At 45.4% G+C, this 12,707-nt stretch carries 10 protein-coding genes; 6 read left to right on the top strand and 4 right to left on the bottom strand.

Annotated elements, in window-relative coordinates; translation table 11 throughout:
- Positions 1–332: 332 nt before the first annotated feature.
- Complete coding sequence (locus E5987_RS11805; RefSeq protein ID WP_160336283.1) at positions 333–2,024, bottom strand: AlwI family type II restriction endonuclease; 1,692 nt, start codon at positions 2,022–2,024, stop codon at positions 333–335.
- A 74-nt stretch (positions 2,025–2,098) separates the two neighbouring features.
- Between E5987_RS11805 and E5987_RS11800 the strand changes: the two genes are divergently transcribed.
- The 3 genes from E5987_RS11800 (at position 2,099) to E5987_RS11790 (ending at position 7,114) form a co-directional block, all read left to right on the top strand.
- Positions 2,099–4,249 carry a Dam family site-specific DNA-(adenine-N6)-methyltransferase gene (locus tag E5987_RS11800; protein ID WP_237178833.1) on the top strand — a complete coding sequence of 717 codons (2,151 nt, stop codon included), beginning with the start codon at positions 2,099–2,101 and terminating at the stop codon, positions 4,247–4,249.
- 356 nt (positions 4,250–4,605) lie between these two features.
- The gene (locus E5987_RS11795; RefSeq protein WP_160336282.1) at positions 4,606–5,805 is read left to right on the top strand and encodes a M20 metallopeptidase family protein; all 1,200 of its coding nucleotides are present in this window, start codon (positions 4,606–4,608) and stop codon (positions 5,803–5,805) included.
- Between the two features lie 22 nt (positions 5,806–5,827).
- Entirely contained in the window at positions 5,828–7,114 is a 1,287-nt protein-coding gene (locus E5987_RS11790; RefSeq protein ID WP_160336281.1) for an MFS transporter, read from the top strand.
- Here E5987_RS11790 and E5987_RS11785 read toward each other — a convergent pair.
- Together E5987_RS11785 and E5987_RS11780 are read right to left on the bottom strand one after the other, a co-directional pair.
- Positions 7,111–8,067: an AEC family transporter gene (locus E5987_RS11785; RefSeq protein ID WP_160336280.1), complete on the bottom strand. Its 957-nt coding sequence runs from the start codon at positions 8,065–8,067 to the stop codon at positions 7,111–7,113. The genes E5987_RS11790 and E5987_RS11785 overlap by 4 nt on opposite strands.
- Before the next feature lie 184 nt (positions 8,068–8,251).
- On the bottom strand, positions 8,252–8,821 hold the full coding sequence (locus E5987_RS11780) for a DUF3251 domain-containing protein (protein WP_160336279.1): 570 nt from the start codon (positions 8,819–8,821) through the stop codon (positions 8,252–8,254).
- Between the two features lie 449 nt (positions 8,822–9,270).
- On the opposite strand from E5987_RS11780, the gene cysK reads away from it, so the two are divergent.
- The 3 genes from cysK (at position 9,271) to fic (ending at position 11,282) form a co-directional block, all read left to right on the top strand.
- Positions 9,271–10,194, top strand: coding sequence for a cysteine synthase A (gene cysK / locus E5987_RS11775; protein WP_160336278.1), 924 nt, complete (start codon positions 9,271–9,273; stop codon positions 10,192–10,194).
- A 387-nt stretch (positions 10,195–10,581) separates the two neighbouring features.
- Positions 10,582–10,749, top strand: coding sequence for a hypothetical protein (locus tag E5987_RS11770; RefSeq protein ID WP_160336277.1), 168 nt, complete (start codon positions 10,582–10,584; stop codon positions 10,747–10,749).
- Positions 10,746–11,282, top strand: a complete 537-nt coding sequence (fic, locus tag E5987_RS11765; RefSeq protein ID WP_160336276.1) for a protein adenylyltransferase Fic — start codon at positions 10,746–10,748, stop codon at positions 11,280–11,282. Before E5987_RS11770 ends, fic begins: the two co-directional genes overlap by 4 nt.
- A gap of 23 nt (positions 11,283–11,305) precedes the next feature.
- Here fic and E5987_RS11760 read toward each other — a convergent pair whose 3' ends face one another.
- The gene (locus tag E5987_RS11760; RefSeq protein WP_160336275.1) at positions 11,306–11,458 is read right to left on the bottom strand and encodes a hypothetical protein; all 153 of its coding nucleotides are present in this window, start codon (positions 11,456–11,458) and stop codon (positions 11,306–11,308) included.
- Positions 11,459–12,707: the final 1,249 nt, after the last annotated feature.

Here is a 12,707-nt window from a genome sequence, read left to right as displayed (position 1 = left end):
TACTACTTCGGTGAAATCGCAGGGGAAAGACGGATGTTATTTGAAGCCCTCGGGGTTCCGGTTCCTGATGCAGAGCCCGAAAAGGCGCAGGTCTACGAAGACGACGAAGAAGAGACAGACTTCTAAAGAAGATGCCTTCAGATTAAAAGCTGAGCCTCTGCTAGAGGCTCTAGATTCTGCAATATTTCAGCATTACGGAAGCAGGCGCGCTCTTTGCTTATCTGGCCTTGTCGAGCTTAGCCGATCGACAGTAAATTTCATTAAATATGTCATGGAAGGCCGTGCGACAAATAAAGACTATGGGTATTCATGTGAAACCTTTAATCTGTTGTTCATTTTCTTAAAAGAATACGTCTTCTGATTGCCTCCTTAACTGCGGTTTTCCACTCTGGAGCGGTAAATTGCGATTTGTTTCTTAAACAGTCTTCTAAAAATAAGCGCAGTTGTCCTGCCTTATCTTGAACATTGTTTTGAAATAGCCATACAAACCAATCTCTAAACTCAGAAAGACAAACAGGAACAATCTGTAATTCAGTTAAGTCATCATTATCGTAGTACCACAGGCCATGTCTAAAGGTCTCCGCAGTATTTGTGTGGATTTTTCTTGCAATAAAAAGTCCAAAGGTTGGTTTCTTACTAAGTTTACAGGCATCCGCGACATGTCTTCTTACCGGTTCTCCCTCCATAGCCTCCTGTCTGCTGTTTTCTGATAAGGTTACCTCTACTACAAGTTGATAATCTTCAAACATAGCAACTAGGTCAGGCGTACCTCCAGGAGCTGTAAAAATAGGATAATAATTCGCATCGACATTAAATTTTCTAACTTCATCCGGCGAATTTTTTAGACTGTCTATGGCAAGTAAAGAACGCCAAATAACCCATTCAAAATATGCTGGTTTCATATCGGTGGGTATTGAAAGCTGTTCATCGTCCTCTGATTTTCTTTTAACTTTTTTCCCTAAATTCAATATATCCATATACCGAGAAATCTCTTGCCATTGCCCAGCTTGCTGGCTGGCAAATTTTCTTTCCCTATGTTCGAAACATTTTAAGTAGAGACTGTTATATTCTTCTTTAATTTGAGCTGCGTCAGCGATTTGTAAATCAAAGGAGGCATCGTATTCCACACCTTCGGCTTTTGCCTGCTTTAATTGAGAAAGATAAACTTCTCTGGCTTCAAGCGCGTCATCGAAAAACATTGGGAAACCAACACATTGATCTTTTTTATTTTCCCAATCATCATCTTTAAAGAAGATCTTTTCTTTCTTAAATTCTTTAAAAATGCTGGCTTTCAGAGGATTTGGTGCAATCCCATGTGAATAATTTACGAAAAGACCTGTTGTTTTGAGGTATCTCAAATTCATATCCGCATAATCGCTTAGAGTACGAATTGTCTCTGCACTGATACTGTCTCCGCGGAACTCGTCCACAATCCTATTCTCAGCAGCGGAATTGTTTCTACTCTCTATTAGTTTTTGGACTACAAAATCAACCTTGTACTTATCAGGGGAAGAGGTTTGAACGATATTTTTAAACTCACTGAAAGTAAGGTGTGTCTCAGCCTCCCTTTCTTCTAGCCCATTTAAGATTGATATTACCCAGAATAGAGGAGAGAATGTTTGTTTGCCATCCGGGCAGTTAAAGACTGGAGCACTCAAAGCTCGTGTGAATAACTCCTCGACTTCAATGGATAGAGAAGCCTTAGCTAGTTTAATCCCTTGTGGTGATAGGCTTCGAAAGTTTCCTATTGAGGACTTATCTTTTGGAGGCCTCGGAAAGATAAATCCGAGTTTCTCAAATGCAGACCGCCATTTTCTCCCCGCGCTGTAAGTTTCATCGGAATGATCACTTGCATTTAAGAGCCCGTGTCTAATTAATTCGTCACGGAAACACTTATCCCACTCTGCACCTGCCTTGACATTTGCGAGACCGCTTTCTTTCAAAGCAATAAGGCCGTCTTTGATCCTGTAGGGATTTCTAATCGTTGTATTTCCGATTTGCCATGCAATTGTCTTTTTTGTCACTTTCACTCCCTAGCATTTTCATAAAGTGCCTAATAGGTCTATTAGATGTTATAGTTATAAAAAAGGAATCCCGTATGAAGTACAAAGAATTTCGTGAAAATATAGCTGTATCAGGCTTCACTTTTAAAAGTCTTGCAGAACTGCTCAATATGAATCCCGCTTCCATTTGCAACTATAGTTCAAAAGGCACGGTTCCCGAAACAATGGCAGTTCTTTCAATCCTTTTAAAAGAAGCTCGTTTTTCCGACCCCTTAATCCTTGAGAGATTAGTTCAATATAAACCAACTTGCATGAAGGTAAAACCCGGTGAGATAAAAAAGACAGAGACGTCTACGCCTGATTCTGCCGACACCGGAATTAAACCAATTCTGAAATGGGCGGGCGGAAAAACTCAGTTACTTCCTTTCCTTATTAAACATGTACCCTCAGATTTCGGTACTTATATAGAACCTTTTATTGGAGGGGGGGCGCTATTCTTTCATCTTTCACCTAAGAAAGCGATTATTTCTGATTCAAATGTTGAACTCATTAATCTTTACAGGGTAATCGCAAAAAGTCCAATTCAACTGATAAAAATGCTCAGCAATTTTAAAAATGAGAGGGATTTTTACTATGAGGTTAGATCTCAAAAAGTTGAAAATTTAGATCCTATTGAAGCCGCTGCTAGAACTATTTATCTAAACAAAACCTGCTTCAATGGCCTTTACAGAGTTAACCGACAAGGTCAATTTAATACACCTTACGGTTCGTACAAACGTACTTCTTTCATTGATGAAACTAATCTAATCCACGCTTCAAATTTGCTAAAAAGGGCAACAATCCTTGAGGGTGATTTCCAAGAAGTAGTTCAAGAATTCGCTAGGCCGAAAGATTTTGTTTTTTTTGATCCTCCTTATTTGCCTGTATCGAAGTTTGCTGATTTTAATCGATATACCAAGGAAACTTTTACTCTGGAAGATCAACAACGCCTTGCAACTTTAGCTGAAAGACTTAGTGAGAATGGAGTTCATGTACTTTTAACTAACTCTACAGCTCCCCTTGTATTTGACTTATACAAAGAGTTTGGTAAAGAAGTTGTTCAGACCAAGAGATACATATCCAAGACAAGTGAAACAAGGAAAGGGGAGGATTCTATTATTTTCCCAATCAATGAAAAAAAATGTTCCATTGAAAAAATAACAAATCGGTCCCTTTTGCCATGGGAGGAGCAGATAGCATTATTTCCTTCGTCAAGATATATGGGCTCTAAAAGTAAGCTTGTTCCTAATCTGGCTTCAATATTTCAAGAGCTTAGCTTTAATTCCGCGATAGATCTTTTTTGCGGAAGCTCTTCGGTTGGATATCTGCTCAAAAGTCTTGGGAAGAAGGTTTTATCGAATGACTACATGGTTATGAATCAGTTGCAGGCAAAGGCCATAGTAGAAAATTCAAATATTCTTTTACCCGATGAAAAGGCTTTACAACTTCTCGTACCACCTATATTGTCAGATAATTTTATATCTGAGAATTTTAAGGGCTTATATTTTTCAGATGAAGATAATAAACAGATAGATATTTTGCGAACCAATATTGCAATGCTCAAAAACGAATTTGAATATGCAATTGCAAAAAGTTCTTTAATTAGAGCGGCTTTAAAGAAAAGGCCGAGAGGGATATTTACTTTTACTGGATTCAGGTACGATGACGGAAGATTAGATTTACGCAAATCAATCTTTGAACATTTTCTTGAAGGCGTCAAAATATTCAACCAAGCCGTTTTTGATAACGGTTGCGAAAATAGGGCATTTTGTGAGGATGCTATGCATTTCAGCAAGGATGCAGATCTCGTGTATATGGATCCTCCTTACTGTTCTAGATTCTCGGATAATGAATACGTGCGGCGATACCATTTTTTAGAAGGCCTAGCTAGAGACTGGAACGGTGTCGAAATTCAGCAACATACAAAAACCAAAAAATTTCGCTCGTATCCAACTCCATTTTCAAACAAAGTCTCAGTCTATACGGCCTTTGAGTCCCTTATTGCAAAACATAAAGAGAAAATTATAATTTTATCCTATTCTTCAAATAGTCTTCCAACAAAAGAAGAGATAAAGGAAATGTTTGAGAAACAAGAGAAGGACGTTTCAATATTTGAAATTGATCATAAATACTCTTGCGGAAATCAAGGTCATAAAACAGGGGACAATAAAAACAACGCGAAAGAATTTGTATTCGTAGCCCGCTAGTCTGATTTTTCTCTATGTATCGTTTTCTGAAATCGGCTGACTACTTGATGATGTTAAACCAAATTAAAGTTTAACTGAGTGAACCCCGTAAACTGAACACAGCTTAAAACTTATGATTTTTCTGAGTCCTAAAGAATAAAATACGCACTTATATTCATAAGTCGGCTGAAGACGCAGCGCTAAATGATGCTTCTTGAATTCCCATTCTGCGAAACGTCGGATCTCGGCGCGCTTCCGCTGACCGCCGCTATTTTTCAAACGTGTCTGTAGAGGGTTGGAATCTGCGGTCATTGTCCGCGACAAGGCGTCAAAACGCGAATAGAAACGATTCGGAAATCGAAATAGAGGAGTTTTTTATGCAGCAGGACCTGAACCCTCAGGACATCATCGATGAGATTAAACAATACGAAAAGCGTTTAATCGACTTTAGAAGACGGGTACATAGAGAACCCGAAGTCGGATTTGATACGGCTTTGACGCTTAAGAAGATCGCTGAATTTCTCAAAGAAAACGGAATCGAGGGTTTGGATACAGCGGCATCTCCCGGCAGCGGTTTCCTTTTGATCCAAGGCAGCAAGCCTGGTAAAACAATCGCCCTTCGTGCCGATATCGATGCGCTCAATATCACCGAGCAGAGCGGCTGTCCGTGGGCTTCAGAAAACGGAATGGCGCATTCCTGCGGACATGACGGTCATCAAACGTGGCTGCTCGCAGCGATTCTTTACCTCAGCAGACACAGAGGCTTTGCAGGCAATATCCTCTGTATCTTCCAGGCAGCTGAAGAAAGCGTGAACGGCGCGGACAGTGTAGTGCAGTCCGGAGTATTCAAAAAATACGATGTCAAAGAAATATACGGCGCGCACAACGAACCGCTTCTGGATTTAGGCATGATCGGATTTAGGGCCGGCCCGACAATGGCGGCCTGCGATCGATTTGAGATCGATGTGAAAGGTGTAGGCACCCACGGCGCTCGACCCAACCTCGGCAAGGATCCGCTTCCGGCAGCAGCCGAAATCTTTATCGCGCTTCAGACTTTGGTCTCAAGGACACTCGATCCGTTTAAATCCGCAGTTGTCTCCGTCTGCTCCTTTACAGCCGGGAACCCGAACACATACAACATTATTCCGGAAACGGTTCATCTGCTCGGAACAACACGCACTTTTGAAGAGCCGGTTAGAGATCTGATCGAACACGAAATCAAAACCCGCTCAGTAGGCATCGCCAAGGCGTTTGGACTCGAGGCTGAGGCGCGTTACATCAGACTGGTAGGTGCGGTCGACAATGACACCGAACTGACGGATTTTGCTGAGCGCGCGGCCGCCGGCATGTTTGGAAGTGAGCGCACACTGCGCTTAACGGAGCCCTATATGATCAGCGAAGACTTCAGCGCATATCAAAAGGTAGTTCCGGGCTGTTTCTTCTTTATCGGTGTCAGAGACAAGGAGCATCAGGCGGCGCTGCACAGCCCGCACTATGACTTCAATGATCGAATCATTATGGAAGCAGGCGCGCTCTTTGCTTATCTGGCCTTGTCGAGCTTAGCCGATCGACAGTAAATTTCTTGGATCCAAAATAAAAATGACAACTCAGCCACAGACAGGTTCTTCTGTACTTAAAGCGATTTTCTCAAGAACTTTTGTCGCGATCGCGCTCATCAACTTTTTGGGGATGACGGGCTATTATGCGATCTTTGTCGTCAACACGCAATTTGCGGTTTCCGCTTTTAATTGTTCCCTTGCGTATGCCGGTCTTCTCACCGGCATTGTGGTGATCGGATGCCTGGTTGGACGCTTTTTTTCCGGAAGGATTGTGAATTCGGTCGGCTATAAGCAGCTTCTGTTCGCGGGCTTAGCGCTGTATTTCGTATCCAATCTCGCTTACCTGGCGGTATCTTCGACTTGGATGCTTCTCATCGTCCGATTTTTGAGCGGAGCGGCAATCGGTATTATCGGTACAGTAGCGGGTACCTTGGTTGCGGTGATTACGCCTAAGGCGTTTCAGGGCCGCGGTATTTCGTACTACTCGATGAGTACGGCGCTCGCCATCTGCTCCGGCCCCTTTATCGGGATCGCATTCGTCGGCAAAATCGGATACACGGGAATTTTCTGGGTGTCTATCGCGCTTTCGGCGGTCAGTCTCGCTCTTTGGCTCTTGGTTCGGGTCAATGAGAAACCCAAGGCTCAGACAAAGAAGAAAATCGAACTTTCGGACTTCATCGATGTTCGTTTGATTCCGTTCTGTCTGGTGTGCGCGATATTCTGTCTGGCTTGGGGCAATATTCAGGCATTTATGGCACCTTACTCGCACGTCTTCCATGTGGAAGCCGCCGCCTCGTTTTTCTTTCTGGTGTATGCCGCGGCGATTCTGCTGACGCGCCCGATGACCGGCAAAATGTATGACCTTCACGGTCCTGCGATCGTGTTTTATCCCGCGATCATCAGCCTTATCCTCGGACTTGTGATCCTTTGGGCGCTCCCGAGCTCGATCGGAGTGTTAGTCGCCGGCGCGCTGTGCGGTCTGGGTTTTGGCAATATCACTTCAATCGGAAACGCCTCGGCGGTCGCAATGGTGCCGCGAGAGCGTTACGCGCAGGCGACCAGCAGCTTCTTCATTTTCTTTGACTTAGGAATCGGAGCCGCTCCGTACCTTTCCGGTTATCTTGTTCCGACGTTTGGTTATGACGGTGTGTTCGGCATTACCGCAGCGGCCTGCGCCGTCGGTCTGCCGCTTTACTATCTGGTGACGCGCGGCGCAAAGAAACCTTCCAAAGGAGAAGAGCTCGAATTTAACAAGGAGCTTGAAGACATAACGGTCACTGAGGAGCAGAGCGGAGATATTCCTGTTTCTCAGAAACCTAAGTCTTAGAGCAGGCCTGCGATTTTCGGGGTCGCCCAAACCCAGAAGGGCGCTGCGGCTGCGAAGGCTAATGTGCTGAGCGCGAGCGAAGAAGCGCCGTCCTTGACATAAATGTTGTATCGGCTGCTAATGATGATGCCGGAGAATGCAGGCGGCATGCAGCAGGCCATGACCAGCATGGATAGACTTTCGGTTTCCATACCCCAGAGCGCTCCTGCGATGCAAATGGCGAGCGGAGAAAGAAAGAGTCTGAAGACCGTGTTCCAGATAATCTCAGCGCTGATGCCGAACGGCACAGTGGCAAGCGCAAGGCCCGCCGCAAAAACCGCGACGCCCGAGTTGGCTTTCGCGATGAGTTCAAATGAGGGATAAAACGCTTCGGGAAGTTTTAGACCGCATAAGACCAGTACGACGGCAAACACCGGAGACCAAACAACCGGCTGCTTGACCGCGTTGATAATGGCTCCAAGGCTTCCGCTGCCGGTTTCGCTTTTAGGAAGTCCGAGATTCAGCAGATAGAAGCCGATCGGGATCGTAACGGCGTTGACGACAATGGCGACGATTGCGATGACGAGCCCTGTCGCTGTAGTGGCGCCGTAAATCGGATCAAGAACGGCAAATCCTAAGAACCCGATGGTGGGAGAACCTGCGATTAATGCGCAGACAGCGGCCTCTGAGATAGTGTGGCGCCAGACTTTCCAGCAAATAAAGAACGCGACAAGAAAAAGAACAGTGACGCCAAGCGCCGAGATAACCGTGAGCTTGAGGTCATCAAAAATCATGTCTCTGCTTGCTCGTGTAATCGACGCGAAGAGCGCTGCAGGAAGCGCGAAGTTCAGGACGACTTTATTGAGCCCCTGAGTCTGATCCGGAGTGAATGAGTGACATTTGGCGCCGGCATACCCAAGCGCCATCACCACAAAAATAGGAATGACATCATTAAAAAGAATGTTGTAGATCATTGCTGCTCCGAGATAACTTTAGACTTCTTGTGCGGCAGAGCCGAATGCTTTTATTGTCATTCTCCGGAGAAAAAATATAAAAAATGCCCGTCGAATTGGGCATATTTAACAGCAGCGTTTTAGAAGCCGACATAAAAAGACCCGAACCAAAATATCTCTGGCTCGGGTCTTTTGAAACGGAAGACTATTCTGCGCTGGAGGCGGCGACTGAGCCGAACGTGACGGTGGCAACGTAAGCGGCAGCGAAGTTGTCCGGCTTAACGCCTTTTACCGCGAACTTAAATTTGTTGCTTGTTCCGGCGTCAAAAGCGGGCGTGATGCGCGAAAGAAGGTGCGCTGTCTTATAGGCCTGAGGATTCCCGTTGGCATCCTTTCCGAAGATGCGGATGTCAAAGTTAATGTTCGTATAGGTAATGGCCTGAGGGTTGACAACGGTCAGTGTAAATTCGCTTCCGTCGGCAGTGGCCTGCGGCTTGTCAATGGACATCAGAAAGACGGCGCTTCCCGAACGAATGCTCTGCAGTTTTGTGTCACCCGGAATCAAGGCGGCGGAATTGTAGATGGTCTGATTTTCAAGGTTCTGAATTCGCTTTTCGAGCGTCTGAACCGTCTCAGTCAGAGATTTCACACGACTTGAGAGCGAAACTGCGGGAGCGGTTGGTTCGGCCGTCGCGGGCTGAGCATAAGCGAAGACTTCAGCAGCAACAAAAGTGATAACGCCGACAGCGAAAATAACAAACGGCTTTAAAAACATGACAACTCCATAACAGCAACGCCGTAAAGTGAAACAAATGTAAGTAGTATCCCTAATGGTAGTGGGAAAAGAGGGGTATAGGTTGTCAAGCTTACGGAGTTACCCCAAAGTGAGCATTGAAAATTTATCCACTGAGAAATAATCTTTCCGAACTCGTTTTTTTCGCAATCGATTCCTATAATTTTTACTGATGCGAGGTTCGTGACAGAACCGAGCGATCTATTTCAAAGGACAGATTCAAATGAGAGCACAGACGATTTCTTTTGAACGCAGGGCATTCTGCAGTGCCTTGTGTTGTCTGTGTTCCTGTCGCATGTGCTGTTAATCACCCCTGTCATCAGCACTCGTCTTTTCATTTCTCCCTTTTCGTTTCAAAAAGTCATTTTCTATTAACTCGGCTCGGCAAGGTTCTATCCCTGTCAGCTGACCGAAATTCTCGAGGTACCAAAATGATTTATCAATCTGTAAGTGAATTAATCGGCGGCACTCCGCTTGTTCAGCTTAACCGTTTCAGCGCAAACCGCGGCTTAGGCGCAAACCTGCTTGCCAAACTTGAGTACGTTAATCCCGCGGGTTCCGTCAAAGATCGCGTCGCTTTCGCAATGCTTGACACTGCAGATGCCGAAGGCAAAGTCAAGAAGAATACCGTGATTATTGAACCCACAAGCGGCAATACCGGCATCGGTCTGGCTGCCGCAGCCGCTTCAAGAGGTATGAAAATTATTCTGACCATGCCGGAAACTATGAGCATTGAAAGAAGAAAACTTCTTCAGGCTTATGGCGCTGAAATTGTCCTCACGGACGGTAAGCAGGGCATGAAAGGCGCAATCGCGAAGGCTGAAGAGCTGGCAAAAGAAAATCCAAACAGCTTTATTCCTTCTCAGTTCTCCAACCCTGTTAATCCTCAGGCGCACTTTAAAACGACGGGTCCGGAAATCTGGGCTGACACCGAGGGTAAGGTGGATATTTTTGTTGCCGGAGTCGGTACTGGCGGCACAATCTCCGGCGTGGGCAGTTTCCTCAAGTCGAAGAATCCTGCTGTCAGGATCGTCGGAGTTGAGCCGGATACCTCAGCGGTGATCAGTGGTAAAGCGGCCGGTCCGCACAAGATTCAGGGTATCGGGGCAGGCTTCATTCCTAAGAACCTTGACACGGAGATTTTGGACGAAGTGATGCCGATCAGCGCGGAAGCCGCATATGAGGCTGCTCGCGGTATCGCAAGAGAGGAGGGCTTCCTTGTCGGAATCTCTTCCGGCGCGGCGCTCGCTGCCGGCATCGAACTGGCTAAACGCCTCGAAAACAAAGGCAAAAATATTGTCGTTTTGCTCCCGGATACCGGAGACAGGTATTTGTCCACAGAGTTGTTTGCTTAAAAACAATTCTGATTAATGAAACGGCACCTGTCCATGGCGGAATGAGCTGGAACCGTCGCTCGCATATGAATCAAGTTCACTAAGGATATTCGGACCAAAAACACGCGAGCTCCGCTGCTTTCGCTTTGGGGTTCTTTACTCACGCGACTAGCACATCAGCAATAAAATTAACCCGACAATCAATTTAATGATAAATCGGATTAAATGCCGTACACTAGTGTCGACAGATTTGAATTTGTGCATTTTATCTGTACGTTAAAGCGGCCTTGTAGTGCGAATCCTCGGCCGTTTTTACTTTGGTTTAAGCGTAGCGAATTCGACGGATATTCCCGTTATCACTCAAAGGGAGCCGCGCATGAGTTTTTTGAATGGGAGAACATGTGCCGTGTGAAAATCCCGCTGCCTCCGATCGAGGTGCAGAGAGCAATAGTTGCCTTATACACGTGTGCCGAAGAAGCAAGAAAAATCGCATCAGAAGCAAAGGAACTGCTAAAAAAGGCTTGTCCGGCAATGGTTCAAAGCGCTGCCTATCATAAAACAGGAGTGATTCAATGAGGAATTTAGATAGGAAAAGCCTTGAGAAGGCAAAAGAATTGTTTGCATCCGGCGCCATAAATAAATTTGAAATTGGCTCTTTCAAAGGACTCCGGCAGATCCATAAGTACTTATTTGACGGGCTATACGATTTCGCAGGAGAGGTTAGACAGCAAAATATTTCTAAAGGTGGCTTTAGGTTCGCAAATGCACTTTATCTTGTGGAGGCTCTTGCAAAGATTGAACTAATGCCGGAGAGCTCTTTTGAAGAGATCATTTCCAAATACGTAGAAATGAATGTTGCTCATCCTTTTATGGAGGGAAATGGTCGCTCAACCCGCATATGGCTTGATCAAATTTTGAAAAAGCGTTTGGGAAAAGTTGTTGACTGGCAGAAGGTTGATAAAACACTTTATCTTCAGGCAATGGAAAGAAGTCCGATTAATGATTTGGAATTAAGATTCTTGCTTCAGCAGGCGTTGACAGAAGATGTTGATAACAGAGAAATGATTTTTAAAGGCATCGAACAGTCCTACTACTACGAAGAACCGTAAAACGGAGAGAAGAAGGCTGCGCCTTAAGCGCTCAATGCAGTCAATTTTTCAAAGGTCTTTCGGGAAATATGTTTGACTTGTTTTTCAAGCGCAATGGTCTTAGGCGTGAATACGCCTGTCCAGATAATCGTGTTATGTGCGATAATCTCCCACGAGGTTAGAAATGTCGTAGCCATCTCGGTACCTCATAAGAAGTTAAGATTCAACAAAGCCCGGTCCCACCCGGGTTTTGTTTTATCCGATCCCTTTCGGGGCCCTCTACGGCATACGCCGTAATCCTTTGATAATCCCTGAAATTAAGGGATTGGCATAGGTTTCGAGGGTGAGGACTTCGGATGACGGTCATTCCCTTTCATGGTCCCGAAATTGTAGCTTAGTTCTCTGCTTTTACAAATTTCCGAATATCCTCGGAAGCTATTCTCATGTTTATCCAACGATTCGGACGCCAGATATTTCTGGGGCCTTGTACCACTTCAATAATGGTACTCAACTAGCGGTGAGCCAAACTACAGGGAAAACAGATGAACCATCTGGCATTTCATTTGATGCGTCCAGAAGCTCCGCTGTATATAAAGCCGTTCAACCTGCCTCAATGCGGGCGCTTGTTTTGGTCAGGGCGTATTAAAGCGCTCGCACTAAAATCAAGGCGCGCAACGACTGTGGTTGCACGGTGTCAGAGGCCCCAAAAACCTGAGCAGAACGATTTGCGGAGAAATTGAATTCCTGAGAGGCAGATGTTTTTGACGTTCCAACGGCGCTTGAGGAGCCAATTTCTGGCTCAACGGCAGAGATCGCTTCGATTGCCAAGCCTATTTCAGACGTTGATCCGTCTCCTAATGCCGCCGCTCGCAACCGTGATGTAGCGCGGATATTCGGTCAGAAACACCTAGGCCCCGCCAGTGAAAACTAACGGGGCCTTTTACTCAGGCGCTCTTACCGCGACCACATCAGCAGTACCAGTGCAACTCACTTTAGGCAACCATCGCTTAAGTACCTTTGATATAATCAGAGCAGAAGATGTTTTTAATCGCATGACAATCTTCCATTTGAGCGGCTCGGAATTGGTACTTCCGGGCCGTTTGCTTTGGTTTTTGCTTCATAGATTGAGCGGGTGACCATAGCGAAACCGTCCAATTCCGTCACGGCCATGCGAAAACCGATGAGGATAGGGGCATTTTAGCAAAACTCTCAGAAACTGCTTTCCGAATATCGAGGGTATTCTCAAGTAAAAAATAGTGGTCTCTTCGATGACGATTCAAGCGTTACAACCCATCTTTCATAGGGCGTCTTAGACACTGATGTAGCTTCGAAAAAAGGCTACGTGCTTTTGAGTGAATGTTCGGGGTTCTTTTTTGATCAGAATGACATTGCTCGTGAGTTAGGAAATGACAAAAACGATAATCTCCGGCGCAGTGAAGCCGCTTC

Origin of the sequence: Parasutterella muris (assembly GCF_009767915.1) — a bacterium.
GTDB classification, from domain to species: Bacteria; Pseudomonadota; Gammaproteobacteria; order Burkholderiales; family Burkholderiaceae_F; genus Parasutterella; species Parasutterella muris.
Note: the sequence above shows the minus strand (reverse complement) of the source record. Positions and strands in the feature narration are given on the sequence as shown.